Origin of the sequence: Cognatiyoonia sp., assembly GCF_965661665.1 — a bacterium.
Classification (GTDB): domain Bacteria; phylum Pseudomonadota; class Alphaproteobacteria; order Rhodobacterales; family Rhodobacteraceae; genus Cognatiyoonia.
On record NZ_CBFIEO010000014.1, the window covers coordinates 46,469 to 63,681 of the forward strand.

At 55.3% G+C, this 17,213-nt stretch carries 15 protein-coding genes and 1 tRNA gene; 15 read left to right on the plus strand and 1 reads right to left on the minus strand.

Features of this window, described 5'->3' with window-relative positions; genetic code table 11:
• Positions 1-16 precede the first annotated feature (16 nt).
• Entirely contained in the window at positions 17-772 is a 756-nt protein-coding gene (locus ACTF5F_RS10380) for a FadR/GntR family transcriptional regulator (RefSeq protein WP_438956800.1), read from the minus strand.
• Between the two features lie 65 nt (positions 773-837).
• Here ACTF5F_RS10380 and ACTF5F_RS10385 point away from each other — a divergent pair, with 65 nt between their 5' ends.
• The 15 genes from ACTF5F_RS10385 to ACTF5F_RS10455 all read left to right on the plus strand — a co-directional run bounded on the left by ACTF5F_RS10385 (position 838) and on the right by ACTF5F_RS10455 (position 17,211).
• Positions 838-1,614: a DUF2182 domain-containing protein gene (locus tag ACTF5F_RS10385; RefSeq protein ID WP_438956801.1), complete on the plus strand. Its 777-nt coding sequence runs from the start codon at positions 838-840 to the stop codon at positions 1,612-1,614.
• Positions 1,615-1,627: 13 nt separating this feature from the next.
• Entirely contained in the window at positions 1,628-2,338 is a 711-nt protein-coding gene (locus ACTF5F_RS10390; RefSeq protein ID WP_438956802.1) for a DUF1326 domain-containing protein, read from the plus strand.
• Between the two features lie 22 nt (positions 2,339-2,360).
• Positions 2,361-3,461 carry a dimethylsulfoniopropionate demethylase gene (locus ACTF5F_RS10395; RefSeq protein WP_438956803.1) on the plus strand — a complete coding sequence of 367 codons (1,101 nt, stop codon included), beginning with the start codon at positions 2,361-2,363 and terminating at the stop codon, positions 3,459-3,461.
• Positions 3,462-3,518: 57 nt separating this feature from the next.
• Positions 3,519-4,505, plus strand: a complete 987-nt coding sequence (gene acuI, locus ACTF5F_RS10400; RefSeq protein WP_438956804.1) for an acryloyl-CoA reductase — start codon at positions 3,519-3,521, stop codon at positions 4,503-4,505.
• Between the two features lie 356 nt (positions 4,506-4,861).
• A complete protein-coding gene (locus ACTF5F_RS10405; protein ID WP_438956805.1) occupies positions 4,862-6,079 on the plus strand; it encodes an aminotransferase class V-fold PLP-dependent enzyme in 1,218 nt (405 codons plus the stop codon).
• A gap of 101 nt (positions 6,080-6,180) precedes the next feature.
• Positions 6,181-7,611, plus strand: coding sequence for a cryptochrome/photolyase family protein (locus tag ACTF5F_RS10410; protein ID WP_438956806.1), 1,431 nt, complete (start codon positions 6,181-6,183; stop codon positions 7,609-7,611).
• A 107-nt stretch (positions 7,612-7,718) separates the two neighbouring features.
• Positions 7,719-8,927, plus strand: a complete 1,209-nt coding sequence (locus ACTF5F_RS10415) for a class I SAM-dependent methyltransferase (protein ID WP_438956807.1) — start codon at positions 7,719-7,721, stop codon at positions 8,925-8,927.
• A gap of 37 nt (positions 8,928-8,964) precedes the next feature.
• Complete coding sequence (locus tag ACTF5F_RS10420; RefSeq protein WP_438956808.1) at positions 8,965-9,333, plus strand: TrgA family protein; 369 nt, start codon at positions 8,965-8,967, stop codon at positions 9,331-9,333.
• Between the two features lie 171 nt (positions 9,334-9,504).
• A complete protein-coding gene (locus ACTF5F_RS10425) occupies positions 9,505-10,539 on the plus strand; it encodes a cysteine synthase A (RefSeq protein ID WP_438956809.1) in 1,035 nt (344 codons plus the stop codon).
• Positions 10,539-12,812, plus strand: a complete 2,274-nt coding sequence (locus ACTF5F_RS10430; protein WP_438956810.1) for a DUF3772 domain-containing protein — start codon at positions 10,539-10,541, stop codon at positions 12,810-12,812. The genes ACTF5F_RS10425 and ACTF5F_RS10430 overlap by 1 nt, the downstream gene beginning before the upstream one ends.
• Positions 12,809-13,528 carry an alanyl-tRNA editing protein gene (locus tag ACTF5F_RS10435; RefSeq protein WP_438956811.1) on the plus strand — a complete coding sequence of 240 codons (720 nt, stop codon included), beginning with the start codon at positions 12,809-12,811 and terminating at the stop codon, positions 13,526-13,528. The genes ACTF5F_RS10430 and ACTF5F_RS10435 overlap by 4 nt, the downstream gene beginning before the upstream one ends.
• Positions 13,529-13,560: 32 nt before the next feature.
• Positions 13,561-14,142, plus strand: coding sequence for a M35 family metallo-endopeptidase (locus ACTF5F_RS10440; protein WP_438956812.1), 582 nt, complete (start codon positions 13,561-13,563; stop codon positions 14,140-14,142).
• A gap of 58 nt (positions 14,143-14,200) precedes the next feature.
• A tRNA-Ser gene (locus ACTF5F_RS10445) sits at positions 14,201-14,290 on the plus strand.
• Between the two features lie 434 nt (positions 14,291-14,724).
• Entirely contained in the window at positions 14,725-15,789 is a 1,065-nt protein-coding gene (locus ACTF5F_RS10450) for a hypothetical protein (RefSeq protein WP_438956813.1), read from the plus strand.
• Positions 15,790-16,377: 588 nt separating this feature from the next.
• Positions 16,378-17,211: a hypothetical protein gene (locus ACTF5F_RS10455; RefSeq protein ID WP_438956814.1), complete on the plus strand. Its 834-nt coding sequence runs from the start codon at positions 16,378-16,380 to the stop codon at positions 17,209-17,211.
• Positions 17,212-17,213: the final 2 nt, after the last annotated feature.

Here is a 17,213-nt window from a genome sequence, read left to right on the forward strand (position 1 = left end):
ATGTCCTTTTGGATTTCTACGCGCCAAATTGGGAATTGGACTTATGCGCCTTTGAACGCTCTTCAAAAACGCTTTGCGCCAACTCATTGGTGTAGGTCGCCAAATCTTCCAGCAGGCCGTCGACCGTGTCTGCATCCTGCGCTTCCAGAGCGTCTACAATTCCACTGTGCAACGCCACGATCTTTTCTCGCGACCGCGCTGTGAAGGTGATCATGTTCATGAGTGGCTGCATCGCCTCTACTGCACCCGCCAATTGGTATGACAGAACTGGATTGCCGGCCGCATCGACTAACGCACGGTGAAATGCCACGTCAGATGCGCAGAATGCTTCGTCCGACAGCCCCGGCTGCGATTGCTTGTGCGCTTCGGCTCGCATGATGGCGAGGTGATCGGGCGTCCGACGTCCAGCCGACAGGAGAGCACAGGCACGCTCCAAGGCATAGCGCGCCTCGCAGGCCGTCGGAAAGCTGACGGCATTCATGGAGAGGAGGAGTGTGGACGTCGTGATCTGCTGTCCATACGCCTCAGAGTACGTAAGCTTATTCACGAAAGCGCCGCCGGAAGCCCCGCGCTGCGTGCGGATAAGACTTTGCGCACCAAGCCGTTTCAACGCTTCACGGACCGTGGGGCGGGAGACGCCAAACTGTTCCGACAATTCCGCCTCAGATGGAAGCCGCTCATCGACCCGCAGCTCCCCATCCACAATCGCTTCACGAATGGCATTTGCAATCTGGGCCGAGAGATCGGCGGGGCTGTCTGGGTCGATTTTCATTTGTCAGACATTTAATTGTCTGACATATGATTTTGCAAGCGCTGAGTCGCACGTATGGAGGAACCGTGAGCCACATTATCAGATCCACACTCTGGCTGATGTTCTTTACTGCCATCTTGGTGGCATGGCTCATGCTTTACATGATGAGCGTAGACATGGATGTAGATTGGATTGGGCGTCCTGGGCCAATGGCGGATGCGATGCGCCAAATGGACCCGCGAATGTCAATGTACATGCCGATGGCAAACTTCGTGCCGCTCTTCCTGATGTGGGCGATCATGATGGCCGCGATGATGCTGCCGACACTGGTCCCAACCTTGCGGGCTTATGAGGACTTGATGGTCAGTGCCAATGGCACACGGGTAGGGTGGGCCGGTGTGTTGCTTGGCTATTTCATTGTCTGGGTCGGCTTTGCGGCTTTGATTTCGGGCGTTCAATTGGCGCTGCTATTCAGCGGTTGGATCGACATGCTGGGCATTCCCACAAATGTGTGGTTCGCGGTCGCCTTGCTGATCGCGGTAGGGATGTTTCAGTTCACCCGCGCGAAAGAGATTTGTCACGGCGTCTGCCACAGCCCCACGACCTACTTTCTCACGCAATGGCGGACTGGCTTTGGCGGCGGCTTGCGGATGGGCCTGGGCATTGGTGCATTTTGCGTCGGATGTTGCTGGGGCTTTATGGTCCTCGGATTTGTTGGCGGTGTGATGAGCTTGCTTTGGATGGGGGCCGCGACGTTCTTCATGGTGTTGGAAAAACTTCCACAGTTCGGGCATCGTATCACCAAGCCCATTGGAATTGGATTGATCCTTGGCGGGATCGGATTGGCCCTTTGGTCACTTTAAGAAAGGTCATGAAATGGGTGAAAAAAAATCAAAACCAGCAGACCGGATGCGCGTGTCCCAGCGCATCGATCAACGCATGGAAAGCAACCCATTGCGCCGCAAAAAGAACCCGACGGAATGGAAGATCAAAGGTGAGCTATTCCTGAACTGCTCCTGCAACGTGTTCTGTCCTTGTGTCGTTTCATTGGGCGCGCATCCTCCGACAGAAGGGCACTGCCACGCATGGATGGCCATCGCAATTGACGAGGGGCATTTTGAGGGCGAAGACATCGGCGGCCTCAATGTCGGCCTCTTGGTCGACATCCCGGGCCGCATGGCGGAGGGCAACTGGAAGGTTGCCGCTTACGTGGATGAGCGTGCCTCCCAGAAAGCTTATAACGGCATTTTGAAAATCTTTAGCGGTGCTGCAGGCGGCACAACCGGCCTATTCACCATGCTCGTGAGCGAGATCATCGGCGCGGAGCGCGAGAAGGTGGAGATTGTCCGCGAAGGCAAAAAGCGCGGCATCTACATTGGTCGCAAAATCCAAGGTGAGATTGAGATGATCGCGGGCAAAGATGCTGATCACCCTGTCATGGTGTCAAACTCCAAATACTGGATGGGTCCAGACATCATTGCCGCACAAGGCACCAAGTCCCGCGTGCGCGACTATGGACGCGTCTGGGATTTCGGCGGAAAATCGGCCGAGGTTTGCCCAATCGAATGGCAAGGCCCAAACCCCTAAACCTTCAAGTGGAGACAGCGAGATGGCCGTAATTTCCCCATCCCGTAGACTGCGTCGGACCCCGTTTTCCGATGGCGTCGAAGCCGCAGGCGTCAAAGCCTACACCGTTTACAACCGTATGCTTTTGCCGACGGTGTTTCGCTCTGTGGTTGAGGATTACCACCATCTCAAACATGCTGTGCAGATCTGGGATGTCTCGGTCGAGCGTCAGGTTGAACTGCGCGGTCCAGATGCCGCGCGTCTGATGCAGATGCTGACCCCGCGCGACCTGCGCGGGATGCTTCCCGGGCAGTGTTATTACGTGCCCATTGTCGATGAAACAGGCGGCATGCTGAACGACCCCGTGGCGCTCAAACTCAGCGAGGACCGCTGGTGGGTCTCAATCGCCGACAGTGATTTGCTATTTTGGATCAAGGCGATGGCCTATGGTTATCGACTTGATGTGCTGGTGGATGAGCCTGACGTCTCCCCGCTGGCGGTCCAAGGCCCGTTGGCTGATGATTTGATGGAACGGGTTTTTGGCGGCGGCATTCGCGCGATCAAATTCTTCCGCTTTGGTTGGTTTGACTTCAACGGGCAAAGCTTTGCCATCGCGCGCTCTGGCTACTCAAAGCAAGGTGGGTTCGAGATTTATGTCGAAGGCACGCAGAATGGCATGCCGATCTGGAACGCGCTTATGGAAGCGGGCAAGGATCTGGACGTCTACGCAGGCTGTCCAAACCTGATCGAAAGGATCGAAGGGGGCTTGCTGTCCTACGGCAACGACATGACCCGCGATAACACGCCGCATGAATGTGGATTGGGGCGTTTCTGTTCCACTCAAACCGCTATCGGCTGCGTTGGCCGCGACGCTCTGTTGCGCGTGGCGAAAGATGGCCCGACCCAACAAATCCGCGCAATTTCGATTGAGGGTGACATTCCGCCGTGTGACCGCATCTGGCCACTGATGGCTGGTACCAAACGAGTGGGGCAGGTGACGTCAGCAGCGCGCTCGCCTGACTATGACACCGTCGTTGCCATCGGGATGGTCAAGATCACGCATTGGGATGATGGGACCGAACTGACGGTCGAAACCTCTGACGGCCTACGAGCCGCGAAAGTACACGAAAACTTCTGGATTTAGACTGACACCAGCGGCCCGATCTGGCGCCGCCGCGCAAGCCGCGAGAGGAGAATTAAAATGACGTTCAATGCATTGGTTGTAGAGAAGGAAGGCGACAAGAAACCGGTCGCCTCCGTTCAGCAGATCACACGGGATCAATTGCCGGCAGGCGAAGTCATCGTGGCGGTCGAGTATTCGACCGTCAACTACAAGGACGGTCTTTGCATTGGTTCCGGTGGCGGATTGGTCCGCAACTACCCGCATGTGCCGGGCATCGACTTTGCAGGAACGGTCGAGGCGTCAGATGACGACCGCTACAAACCTGGTGACAAGGTCGTCCTGACCGGCTGGCGCGTGGGCGAAGTCCACTGGGGCGGCTACGCACAAAAAGCAAGCGTGAAGGCCGATTGGCTGGTGCCTCTGCCAGATGGCTTGACGACGAAACAAGCAATGGCTGTCGGCACCGCAGGGTTCACCGCGATGTTGGCTGTCATGGTGCTAGAGGCGCACGGCATCAAAGGCGGTCCTGTTCTGGTGACAGGCGCGGCTGGTGGCGTCGGCTCCGTCGCGACCGCGGTCCTTGCCAAACTCGGACATGAGGTTGCGGCTGTGACAGGTCGCCCAGAAGCCGCTGACTACCTCAAATCGCTCGGAGCCACTCAGATCGTGGCGCGCGAAGACATCAACGAAACAACCAAACGCCCACTCGAAGCGGAAACATGGGGCGGCTGCGTGGATGCGGTTGGCGGCGACATGCTGGCGCGTGTCTTGGGTCAAATGAAATACGGCGCGTCCGTTTCTGCGGTTGGTCTCGCTGGTGGGGCGGGGCTGCCCGCGACCGTCATTCCATTCTTGTTGCGCGGCGTGAACCTTTTGGGCATCGATTCCGTCATGCAGCCGTTCGAGAACCGTCAAAAAGCATGGGCGCGGATCGCGAAAGACCTGCCGATGGACAAGCTGGAAGCGATGATTGAACTAGCAACGCTCGCCGACCTGCCGCAACTGGGCAAAGATATTCTCAAAGGCCAAGTCCGCGGACGCGTGGTCGTTGATGTGAACGCCTGATAAGCGTTAGCGTAATTTAAGACGGAATGACCGATGTTTATCAGGCATAAATCCTTTATTACAAAGCACTGAAAAGAAATGAAAAACCGCCCTTTTTGCTGCAAAATTGGGCGGTTTATGATTTGGTATACCAGCCTCCTGTGGTCAGCTGTTGCCCAATAGCCAACAATAAAAGGGGAGGTATAATGTCTCGCATCTCTTTGGTGAAAGGCATCCTGAGCGACAGCCGTCGTGAACGGAATTTTGTGCCAAGTACGATTCACGAGATGGCGAAGCCGGCTGAATAAACCCAGCACGGGCAAACAATTGGCCGCCCCGGTGCTTGCGCATCGGGGCGGTTCTTTTATCACTGTCGTATGACACTTGATATCGACTGGGTCCGCGCCCAATTCCCCGCCTTTTCCGCCGCACCGCTTCAAGGACAAGCCTTTTTTGAAAACGCAGGCGGCTCCTACACCTGCCGCCAAGTCATTGATCGGCTGACGCGATTCTACACGGAACGCAAAGTGCAACCCTATGCACCCTATGAGGCCTCCACTTTGGGTGGATATGAAATGGATGAGGCGCGCGATAGGCTGTCTTCCATGCTCGGCGTCCAGCCACATGAGCTGTCCTTTGGGCCATCCACCACACAGAACACTTACGTCCTGTCGCAAGCAGTCAAAGGCTGGTTGAAACCGGGTGAGGGGATCATCGTCACCAACCAAGACCATGAGGCGAATTCAGGCCCATGGCGACGGCTGGCGGAGGCGGACATTCCTGTTCGCGAATGGAAAATTGATGCGAAGACGGGTCTCTTGGATCCTGCCGATCTGGAAAACTTGCTCGACGACACGATCAAGCTGGTTGTCTTTCCGCACTGTTCCAATGTGTTTGGTGCGATCAATAATGTGGCCGCAATCACCAAGATCGCCCACGCAGCAGGCGCGCGTGTCTGCGTCGATGCGGTCAGCTATGCGCCGCACGGTTTTGTGGATGTTGGGGCGCTTGGTCCTGACGTCTACCTCTTCAGCGCTTACAAAACCTACGGCCCGCATCAGGGCTTGATGGTGATCCGTGAGGCCTTCGGGATGGAGCTTCCCAACCAGGGCCATTTCTTCAACGGCGATCATTTAGAGAAACGATTTACCCCCGCTGGTCCCGACCACGCGCAAGTAGCGGCATGCGCGGGCATGGCGGATTATATGGACGCGCTGTCTCAGCATCACGGTGGTGGAACGGGGGCCGAAGGTGCACGGGTCGCGCATAATCTGATGCGGCAGGCAGAGGTTGAACTGCTGCAACCGCTACTCGACTGCGTGTCATCCAAAAACTCCACCAGGGTCATCGGACCAACCGACGCCACGCACCGTGCGCCGACTGTCGCGCTTCAAATTCAATCGAACCCTGAGGAGATGGCCGCAAAACTGGCAAAGCACGGCATCATGGCGGGCGGAGGGGATTTCTATGCAGTTCGACCCTTAGAAGCGATGGGTCTTGATCCGACAACCGGCGTGCTACGGCTGTCGTTCACCCATTACACGTCTAAGGCAGAGGTCGATCAGTTGATGGCCGCACTGGATCAGGAACTTTAGGCAAGCACGGGCGGCATGATGCAAAAATGGGCCAATGATTTCCGCCGTTTTGCTTGACACCTCCGGCGCAGGGCTAGCTCTGGTGAAAAGAAAGACTTTGAATGCCTGACGCTGCTCCAATCCTCCTCTGGTTCCGTCGTGATCTGCGCCTTGCCGATCATCCTGCGTTAACCGCGGCTGTGGAAACGGGGCGCCCGATCATCCCTGTTTTCATCAATGATGAAGTTGTTGCGGGGCAGGGTGCCGCCCCGCGGTTTCGCCTCGGCCTTTCTGTGGGATCGCTTGCCCAGCAACTCGAATCGAAGGGCAGCAAACTCATCCTTCGGCTGGGCGATGCGCTGCAGGTGTTGCGTAACTTGATCGCAGAAACGGGGGCCACCTCCGTCTATTGGAGCCGCGCCTATGATCCGATCACGAAAGACCGTGATAAGGCCCTGAAAGCGGCGCTGAAGGACGACGGCATCACCGCGCAAAGCTTTACCGGACATCTGCTGTTTGAGCCTTGGACGGTTGAGACGAAAACTGGTGGTTTCTATCGCGTTTACACGCCGATGTGGCGCGCCGTCCGCAACAGGGATGTGCCTGCGCCCGTGCCAGCACCAAGCAAGATACTAGCACCAACGGCTTGGCCCGCCTCTGACAACTTGGGCGATTGGCAGTTGGACAAAGCCATGAACCGCGGTGCGGCGGTGTTGGGGCCGCATTGCACGGTGGGCGAAGCCGCTGCGAACGACCGCTTGGGTGCCTTCATAGAAGACCGCGTGGCGTCCTATGCCGATCAGCGGGACTTCCCGGCGGTCAACGGCACCAGCGGCCTGTCGGAGAACCTCACCTGCGGCGAGATCAGCCCCGCCACCTGTTGGCATGCTGGATGGTCCTCGTTCCGGCGCGGCGCGGATCAGGCCGAGATCTTTCTCAAAGAGCTTGTCTGGCGCGAGTTTGCGTATCACCTCGCCTTCCACACGCCGCACATCACCACGGCGAACTGGCGCCCTGAATGGGACGCCTTTCCTTGGAACACCGATGAAAGCACCGCCGAAGTGACAGCATGGAAGCAAGGCCGCACCGGCATCCCCTTTGTCGACGCCGCAATGCGCCAGATGTATGTCACAGGGGTGATGCACAACCGTGCGCGGATGATCGTCGCCTCCTACCTCACCAAAAACTTGATGAGCCGCTGGCAGATTGGTGAACGTTGGTTCGCAGATTGCCTGATCGACTGGGATCCAGCCAGTAACGCGATGGGATGGCAATGGGTTGCTGGGTCCGGTCCCGACGCCGCACCCTATTTCCGCGTCTTCAATCCGGTTACACAACTCGAAAAGTTTGACCGCGACGGGCGTTATCAAAAGCAATGGATTACTGAAGGGTTCGGACAACCAACCGAAACCGCACTGTCTTATTTCGACGCGATTCCACGCTCTTGGGGTCTGTCGCCAGATGACCGTTACCCAAGCCCGATTGTTACACCAGAGGAAGGTCGGATGCGCGCGCTGGATGCCTACGCTGCGCGCGAAAAACCCGCGAATTGACGTTGCTGCGTTGGTGAGACTTAACGCGTGACTCTGTCAAAACAAAGGTTAATCTACCACTCAGCTGCGTCTCATGTTGGGCGTGGCACGAATGCAGGGGGTGCAACATGATTTACACGTCAACCGAGGGGCAGACGGATCTGCCGCGTTATTTCAAACCGGTTTTTGATAAGATCAAGAACGTGGAAAAGGGTCGGCTGGACATTGTTTTGCAAGACGGTCGCCGCTTTCGGATCGAAGGCAAAGAGCTGGGCCACGTGGCCGAAGTGCACATCCATCACCCCGATGTTTTTGCCCGCACCATTCGCGAAGGCGATATGGGCTTTTGTGATGCCTACCTCGAAGGACAGTGGTCCACACCCGACCTGATGGCCTTTATGGATATGGTCCACGACGGTGCGGAAGACATGTATGACGGCTTCCCTGGCCAAGCGCTTGTCCGCGCTTATGAAAAACTGCGGTTTTGGTTGCAGAGCAATACAAAACGGCAGGCCAAGAAAAACATCAGCTATCATTATGACTTAGGCAACGACTTCTACGCACTCTGGCTGGATGACACGATGACATACTCATCGGCCAAGTTCGAAACTGGTCAGGAAAGCCTTGAGAGAGCACAAACCCAGAAATACGCCAGTATGGTCGATCAGATGGGCGCGCAGCCCGGTGATCACGTGTTGGAGATCGGCTGTGGTTGGGGCGGCTTTGCAGAATATGCCGCGAAAGAGCGTGGGCTGAAGGTGACCTGCCTGACGATCAGTCAAGAACAGTTTAATTATGCCGTGGATCGTATCGAAAAGGCAGGTCTTTCCGACATGGTGACACTCAAGATGCAGGACTATCGTGATGAAACCGGTGTCTATGATGGCATCGCCAGCATCGAAATGTTTGAGGCTGTTGGGCAAAAGTATTGGCCCGCATATTTCAACACCGTGCGTGACCGTCTCAAGCCAGGCAAGCAGGCGACGTTGCAAATTATCACGGTCGGGGATCACCGCTGGGACACATACGTCGATCGCCCAGACTTTATTCAGAAATACATCTTTCCCGGTGGCATGCTGCCAAGTCCGACGAAGCTGCGCGAAGCGGTGGAAAACGCCGGGCTCAAAGTCGTCAAATCCATCGAGTTTGGCGAAAGCTACAGCCAAACCCTGCGCCGTTGGCACGAGATCTTTAACGAAAAATGGGATCAGGTCGCCGCAATGGGCTTTGACGAGCGGTTCAAACGCATGTGGAACTTTTATCTCACCTCTTGCGCGGGAACGTTTCATAGCGGAAACTGCGACGTAACACAGATAACAATAAGCCGGCCGTCTTGACACGGCCGTCACAGGCTTAGAGCGGGAGGATGAGAGGATGCCGACGTTTGGCCGCCTCATAGAGGCAATCTGTTTTGCAGCGCTAGGGGCGTATCTGGCGACCATCACAACACCGCCGTTTGAAGAAGGAACCGTGCCGTGGTTCTGGATGCCGCTTTGCGTGGCAACAGGGCTTTGGGGCGGCTGGGTGGTTGTGGAAAAACATGCTGGCCACGGGGTATCATCGGGCGTTGGCAACGGCACCACTGGCGTCGTTGCGAAGGTGTTTTGGATCATCGAGCTCTATTCTTTTTATGAGATGATCGTACGCTCGATGAGAAAGACTTACGACGGTCCGCTAGAGGCGATTGTGGCATCTTCGAACTGGCTTGGGAGCATGCGCAAGAACTCGGAACCGTCGATGTGATTGTCTCTACCTTGGTGGGAGGTATCATTGCTGGACTGATCACTGAAGTCTTCGGTAGTCGGTTCTCCTAAGGCGGTTTTGAAGAGCGTTGGGATAGCCTTTCTGAGCGGTCTTGAGTTAGGTGACTTGGCGACCTAGAGAGGATCAAAGAGTGAAGGAATGGTGGGACAAATGACCATTAAAGCAGACCTCGCCGACGCCGTTGGCAACACCCCACTGATCCGCTTGAGGGCTGCGTCGGAAGCGACGGGTTGTGAGATCCTCGGCAAAGCTGAATTTCTGAACCCCGGGCAGTCCGTCAAAGATCGCGCTGCGCTATTTATCATCCGCGATGCGATTAAAAGAGGCACACTCAAGCCAGGCGGCACCATTGTTGAGGGAACAGCCGGAAACACGGGGATTGGTTTGGCTTTGGTCGGCGCGTCGATGGGCTTCAAAACCGTCATCGTGATCCCCGACACCCAGTCCGAAGAAAAGAAAGAGATGATCCGCCTTGCAGGTGCGAACCTAGTCCAAGTGCCCGCTGCGCCCTACCGCAACCCAAACAACTATGTCCGCTACTCCCAACGGCTCGCCGAGGAACTCAACAAGACGGAGCCGCATGGCGCGATCTGGGCAAACCAATTCGACAACACCGCAAACCGCCAAGCACATATCGAAACCACAGGGCCGGAGATTTGGGAACAAACTGCTGGCAAGCTCGATGGCTTCATTTGTGCGGCTGGGTCTGGCGGCACGGTCGCAGGCATGGGGGCCTATCTACAGCCCAAAGGCGTGAAGGTTGGTCTGGCGGATCCCGATGGCGCCGCGCTCTACAGCTACTACACAACGGGGGAACTCGCATCTTCCGGCGGCTCGATCACCGAAGGGATCGGGCAGGGGCGCATCACGGCAAACCTCGAAGGGTTCATACCTGATTTCTGCTGCAATGTGCCTGATGCCGAAGCGCTAAACATCGTTTTCGACCTATTGCGCGATGAGGGCCTCGTGATGGGCGGCTCCACCGGTATCAACATCGCCGGTGCGACCCGCATGGCCAAAGATATGGGCCCCGGCCACACCATCGTGACGATCCTGTGCGACTACGGCACGCGCTATCAGTCTAAGATTTTCAACCCAGACTTCCTGCGCAGCAAAGACCTGCCGGTGCCGGAATTTCTGACCAATGAACAAACCGATATACCATCGGTCTTTGAGGACGTCTAATGGACCTCAGGCCTCTTCTCCGTCTGGTTATCGTTTGGATTGCGCTGTCATGGACCTCTTTGGCCCATGCGCAAGACCTGCCAGCGGAATGGACCAATCTTGCGTCACGCGCAGAAGTCACCGTCACCAATGACGAATCATCGCTTTTTGCGCTGAACCGGCTGCGCAACAATCTGATTACCTGGCGGAAGACGTTCGCCGAACAGCGCGACGCTAATGTCGGTCGACTTGCCACGTTGGATGCGCAGCTTGCCGCATTGGGACCGGCCAAGGATGATGGCGGCAACCCGCAAATCGCATTGCGCCGCGCCCTGATTGAACGCCAGCGGGCAGAGGAATTTGCACCAACAGCATTCGCACAAGAAGCGTTTGCCCGTGCCGATGGTTTGATCCGCGAGGTCGATACCCGTATCTTTGAATTGGAGCGCGCCGCGCTCACGACACGCGGCATGACGCCGCTCAATCCTGTGAACTGGTTTCCCGCCACTCAATCCTTCGGGTCCGCGTTGCAAATCTTTGGAAATGAGGTTGTGTCGGGCCTGCAAGTTGGGTGGCAAAATGGATTCGTGCAGTCCAATGCGCCTGTTGCATTGGGATTGATCGTAGTAGGTTTCGTGTTGATGACCCAATCTGCCCGCCGGACCGCAAGGCTAAGACGCTCATCCACAATTGCCGGCAGCGAATGGCGCCCCATCTATGATTTCCTACTAAGTTTGGCGCAGCTCGTCTTGCCCCTTGTTGGGCTTTGGGCTGTGATCGGAGGGGTCCAGCGCCTTGATGTGCTGAGCGCGACCGGCACGGACATCCTTCGCGCCATTGGTCAGGCTGGTACACTCATTATTGTGGCACGCTGGCTGTCCGCCGCTTTCTTTCCGAAAGGCGGACCAGAAGGCCCGTTGGGCTTTGACCATCTGTCTAGACAATTCTTTAGGCAACTTGGGATCATCTTTGGCATAGGCTTGTCCTTGATCACCCTCATTGAAGCTATCATGACGTCGGTTGACGCACCATCCATCAACGCCACCGTGCTTGCCTTCCCGATTGTCGTTGTCTTGAGCGTTGCTCTTTTCAGATTTGGACAAATGATCGGAGGGCCAGCAAGCGAGTTTGTTGATGGGGAAGGGACATGGCGCCTTCGCAAGTTCTTTGGATCATTGTCGATCATTGTGGCCGTGGCGGCGCCATTGCTGTCGGCACTGGGGTACAAGACTGGTTATACGGCTCTACTGCAGCCGTTCATCATGACGATTGCGTTGACCGGCTTCGTCATGCTCTTGCAACAACTAGTCAATGCTCTTTGGTCATTGATGCGCCAAGACGACGATGAAGGCGCGGGGCCACTGGCACCGGTCCTGATCGGTATTTTGCTCGGCTGCCTTGCTTTGCCTGTGCTTGCCCTGATCTGGGGGGCTGGTTCATCAGATTTGCGCGAGGTGTGGACACGGTTCCAGACGGGTCTGACGTTTGGCGAAACGACGTTGTCTCCGACAGACTTCCTTTGGTTTCTCATTATCTTCGCCGTCGGCTACCTTCTGACACGATTGGTACAGTCGGCGCTGCGCAACAATGTCCTGCCACGCACCAAGCTGGATCTTGGCGGGCGTAACGCAATCGTTGCGGGCGTGGGGTATGTGGGCATCATCCTTGCCGCTGTCATCGCGATCACCAGCGCTGGGATCGACTTGACCAACCTTGCACTAGTCGCAGGTGCCTTGTCCGTGGGTATCGGTTTTGGCCTGCAAACCATCGTCTCGAACTTCGTCTCTGGCATCATCCTGTTGATCGAACGGCCAGTGAGCGAGGGCGATTGGATCGAGGTCAACGGGCAAGCGGGTTATGTCCGTGACATCTCCGTCCGGTCCACTCGTATAGAAACCTTCGACCGCTCTGACGTCATCATTCCCAACGCAGACCTGTTGAACAATCAAGTGACCAACCTGACCCGCGACAATTCCGTTGGTCGCGTGATCGTACCGGTTGGTGTGGCTTATGGAACGGATGTGGAAAAGGTCCGCGAAATTCTCAAAAACATTGCAATGGCACACCCAATGGTCCTGCATAACCCCGAGCCAAATGTGCTGTTCCAAGCCTTTGGCGCAAGCTCGCTCGATTTCGAAATCCGGGCTCTTCTGCGCGACATCAATTTCGGCATGTCTGTGAAGTCCGAACTGAACACCGAGATTGCAAAGCAGTTCGCCGCCGAAGGCATCGAAATCCCATTCCCACAGCGGGATATCTGGCTTAAGAATGCGCCTGGGGCGGACAAGTCGTGACGAAATTGCTGTTTCACGAAGACGCATATCTGCGTGAGTGCGATGGGACCGTGACCGCCCACACGGATGAAGGTGGGATCATTGTCGATCAAACCGTTTTCTACCCGACATCCGGCGGCCAACCCGGCGACAACGGGATGTTGGTCTGGGACGGCGGCTCCATCGAAATCGCGATCGCTATGAAAGGCCCTAACGGGGCTGTTGTGCTCATCCCGGCCGAACCGGTTGGTTTGCCCGCAGTGGGTCAATCGCTGATGCAGGTTTTGGACTGGGACCGACGCTATCGCCACATGCGTATGCACACAGCCCTGCATCTTTTGTCGGTCGTCATCCCCTTGGCAGTGACAGGCGGCTCCATCGGTGCGGAGAAGAGCAGACTTGATTTCGACATGCCAACGGCCCCGGCGAACAAAGACGCGCTCAATGACACGCTGAACCGCCTCATCGACTGCGACTTTCTGGTGTCGACGGAAGAGATCACAGAGGTTGAGCTCGACGCGCAGCCAACTCTTGTGAAGACCATGTCGGTTCAACCCCCGCGCGGCGCAGGTTTGATCCGCCTTGTCCGTATTGGGGAAGGGGACAACACCGCCGATTTGCAGCCCTGCGGTGGCACCCACGTGCGCCACACCAAAGAGATTGGCCATGTGCGCATCGGCAAGGTTGAAAAGAAAGGCCGACAAAACCGTCGTGTCAATATAACCTTAGAGGCGTGATGCGTCTGTTCGTCGGTTTCCTGTGTCTCGCTATGACCCTTGCCACTCCCGCAATGGCGCGGATGGAAGGGTGCTCAAAAGCGCAAGAAGCCTCCGTCAAAACTGCCGTCGCGGTGGCCAAGCGCCTTGCTGTGACAGCAGCCGCCAATGTCCGCGAAGATGAGCTTTATTCAAAGTGGTTTGGGAATTACTCGCCTGCTGCCGCAGAAACGGTCCGCGCCAATTTCAAAAGCATCGCACGCGCCATCAGAACCGGAGGTGTCACGGCGCGATGCGGGCGTGTCGGCCGTGAGGATTGTGAGATTGAGACTTACGCTTATGTCTTCTCGGACGAGGCGTTCTTGGTCCACATTTGCCCGTCGTTCTTCAATCAACCGCACATGCGGACGTTTAACCCTAGAACGGAAGATGGTGAGAACGGATCAAAGGGCGGTACCATTGTTCATGAGATCAGCCACTTCGTGGTTGTCGCACAGACGGAAGACCACTGCTATAGCCGGTCAGAATGCAGTGATATGGCGATCCGCGACCCTAACCGTGCGATTGAGAACGCCGACAGTTATCAGTATTTCGCCGAAGACATTTGGTTGCGCTGGATCGAAACCGAAAAGTAATTCAACCGCAATCCAGCCCTTGCAACAGCTCTGCCGCGCCGCTAAATAGCCCCCACGCGGACAGGTGGCCGAGTGGTCGAAGGCGCACGCCTGGAAAGTGTGTAGGCGGGAAACCGTCTCCAGGGTTCGAATCCCTGTCTGTCCGCCATGTTACTTCTATAATAAATTGTACCTAAACGATAAAATCATACTTTGACGGATCGTAGATACAGGCGCGGGTGCACTTGGTGTTTCGTTTGCCTTGGTGGCTATAGCTTGAATCCGGTAAGGCCAGAGTCGATCAAGATCCAGATTCGCCTGCGGTTGTGTTGAGTGTCGCCTCAAACCCATCGGGTTTTCCAGCTGTTTACATGCTGATACTGCAATTTGAGCGACAAAATTATTCTAATTGGTGAACCATTTTCAGGGGCTACTCCACGGTCAGGGCGGCGGCAAGGGAAGACTGACTGCTTCAGTGTGTTGCAATGGTTGGTCGCGGACGGCTAAAGCCATTCAGCCGGTAACGTCCGTTCTGTCCCACTTCATGTTGCTCTGCTGATAAAGCCTGACCTATAATTCCAAAACGATCTTTTAGGTGCTTTCATGATCTCCCACAAGCCAAAGCTGGTTCTCCATGTCGGCATGCCGAAGACCGGCTCCAGTGCCCTTCAGAAATGGTTTGCGAAATCTCGGGCATATCTGCTGACGCAGAGTGTGCTTTACCCTAAGAGCAACAAGAACAAGTCGCATCCCTTTTTGTCCTTGCCTCTCGATTTCGAGGCAGATGGCCAACGTCTCTTGGTGAATGAGATTGGGCGCTCCCAAATAAAAGCGGATCAGGTTTTCCAAAAGTCTTGGAAAGCTATGGAGGCAGAAATTCGCGCCACCTCCCCCAAGATCGTCGTGATGTCGACCGAGCATCTGTTCATGCGTATCGGTCACAACGGGCGGGAGAAGCTCTTGCACGCGATTGAGAAAACCTTTTCTGAAACCAAAATCGTTATCTACGTGCGGCAACCCTCCAAGTTCTACGCCTCTTACGTACAACAGAGGATCAAGCAGTCAGCAACGTTTCCCCCTGTTCAGCCGGTGAGCTGGCGTGGTAAAATTGAGGCTTGGGAAGCGTCATTTCCAGGGAATGTGTTTATCCGAAAATATGACGCAAATTCTCTCATCTCCGGTGATGTCGTCGAAGATTTTCTGGTGTCCTACCTTGGCCTGACGCGTCATGGCAATACTGTCGAAATCGCCGTTAATGAGAGCATGTCTGCAGAAGCAGCTCTGATACTTCAAACCGTCCAACTCGAGCGTTTTCAGGGACAGGATGATGTCGTGCTCGTAGAACGAAATAGGTGGCGGAAAAAGGTGCTGAAGGCGGATAGGAGCATATCTGGATTTGCGCGGCCGAAACTCTTAGCCGAGATTGCAGACTACATCGACTGCGCTTCAACGGATCTACTTTGGCTGCGAGATCAATATGGCGTTCTGTTTGACGATTTGGACTATGCATGCATTTCTGATCGCCCGGTGCGGGAATTTCGTTCAGACTGGATTAGCGATGTTTTCGAAATCAATGCAGAGCGTTTGCCGGCACTTGAGAGCCATATGACGGAGGCGCGCACGATGACGTGGATAAAGCAGTTTGCGAAGCTCTTCAGGCGTTCGTAGAGAGTTGTGTATCTGTCAGAAGAACTTGGCTGAAAGTGGTGATGCTCTGGGTCCGCTTTGGGAACGAGATTTTTCTGATACCACGACACTTACAGGGTATTTCGCGCCAATTCGCTCTTCTAGTGCATTTTTAGAGTGATTGCCTCAGGCAATAACAATCATTTGCGAGAGAATTATCTAGAGATCAAAAACAGACAATCAGAAAACGCCGGTTGCAGCACCAAGCCGCTGCCGCCTAAACTGCAACAAAAAGAGAACCAGAGCCTCCGCTACAAAAACGACTTGGCATTCCGTAAAATCCTGACGAAGCACAGGTCAAAACATCAGGGTAATTCCCAAAGGTCTGGCCTTCGATTTCATGGCCCATAAGTCTTGCGACAACAATTTTGGGTGTTGATGCGTTCTCTAGCTGAGCTACACCGCTCTTGTCATACCCACCACTCAGCCGGTAGGCTAAGTTCTTCCTGGGGCAGGGGAAGTACGCTCAAACCCCGATTTGTGTAACAAAGCCTTTACTCTGAGGCTAAAGGGATCTACTTGTCTAGTAGGCTGGATGGTGGAGAAATCATGGGGATCACGTTCCGAAAGTTGAACGCGGGTATTGCAGTTGGCGCCGCAAGCATGGCGTCGGCGTCATCAGTAGCGTTTGCAGATGGCGAAAAGATGAATTTCAGCGTCGAGGGCGGGGTCACCTCCTCCGAATTTTCGAGAGACAAACTTGGTGCGCCGGCAGACGTAATGGACAGTGACATTGGACTTTATGGATCTGTTGGCGTAGTTCGAGACATTCAGCCCGGCTGGGACTGGTCTGCCAGCGCATCTAGCCTCAACTTCGTTCCAAATGTAGAGACTGAAGAGGACGAAGACGACGTTGCTAGCTATTCGCATGAGTTCGACGCGGGCTTTGTAGATTTTGACATTGGGCGCAACTACGACGCAGCTGGAGCGCAATTTCGAATAGGGCTTGGGATTGAAGCCCTAAGCACAACCCAGGAAAAAGGTTTTTCCGCAAACACTGATGATGGTGATGTATTCTTAGACAGTGATATATCATCCTCTTTCGTGGGTCTTGGCCCACAAGTCTCAGCAGAAGGGTCAATGGAAGTACGGCAAGGAAGCCCACTGAGTATATACGGCAGAGCAAGCGCCGCTCTGACCAGAGGTGTGTTGACTGTCGACAAAGGTCTAATTGGTATTGCTAACGACTTTGACGACATTGGTGGGAATATCACTGTAGATGAAACGACAAATGTGTTCCACGGCGCGCTGGATGTAGGAATTGAGTATGAAGTGAATGAAAGTACAGCTTTTCGCGCTGGCATACGCCGTGATATCTTCCGCTCTGACAGTGACGATTTGGGCGATTTGTTTGACGATGTGACAAGCGATACGGCTTACGTGGGTGTGTCAGTCAGTTTCTAGTC

What these genes read in the sequence shown, in the direction of transcription:
- ACTF5F_RS10425 (WP_438956809.1), top strand. Translation starts at nt 9,505, where the DNA reads ATGACCATTAAAGCAGACCTCGCCGACGCCGTTGGCAACACCCCACTG.
- ACTF5F_RS10380 (WP_438956800.1), bottom strand. Translation starts at nt 772, where the DNA reads ATGAAAATCGACCCAGACAGCCCCGCCGATCTCTCGGCCCAGATTGCA.
- ACTF5F_RS10420 (WP_438956808.1), top strand. Translation starts at nt 8,965, where the DNA reads ATGCCGACGTTTGGCCGCCTCATAGAGGCAATCTGTTTTGCAGCGCTA.
- ACTF5F_RS10415 (WP_438956807.1), top strand. Translation starts at nt 7,719, where the DNA reads ATGATTTACACGTCAACCGAGGGGCAGACGGATCTGCCGCGTTATTTC.
- ACTF5F_RS10450 (WP_438956813.1), top strand. Translation starts at nt 14,725, where the DNA reads ATGATCTCCCACAAGCCAAAGCTGGTTCTCCATGTCGGCATGCCGAAG.
- ACTF5F_RS10430 (WP_438956810.1), top strand. Translation starts at nt 10,539, where the DNA reads ATGGACCTCAGGCCTCTTCTCCGTCTGGTTATCGTTTGGATTGCGCTG.
- ACTF5F_RS10440 (WP_438956812.1), top strand. Translation starts at nt 13,561, where the DNA reads ATGACCCTTGCCACTCCCGCAATGGCGCGGATGGAAGGGTGCTCAAAA.
- ACTF5F_RS10410 (WP_438956806.1), top strand. Translation starts at nt 6,181, where the DNA reads ATGCCTGACGCTGCTCCAATCCTCCTCTGGTTCCGTCGTGATCTGCGC.
- ACTF5F_RS10390 (WP_438956802.1), top strand. Translation starts at nt 1,628, where the DNA reads ATGGGTGAAAAAAAATCAAAACCAGCAGACCGGATGCGCGTGTCCCAG.
- acuI (WP_438956804.1), top strand. Translation starts at nt 3,519, where the DNA reads ATGACGTTCAATGCATTGGTTGTAGAGAAGGAAGGCGACAAGAAACCG.
- ACTF5F_RS10405 (WP_438956805.1), top strand. Translation starts at nt 4,862, where the DNA reads ATGACACTTGATATCGACTGGGTCCGCGCCCAATTCCCCGCCTTTTCC.
- ACTF5F_RS10395 (WP_438956803.1), top strand. Translation starts at nt 2,361, where the DNA reads ATGGCCGTAATTTCCCCATCCCGTAGACTGCGTCGGACCCCGTTTTCC.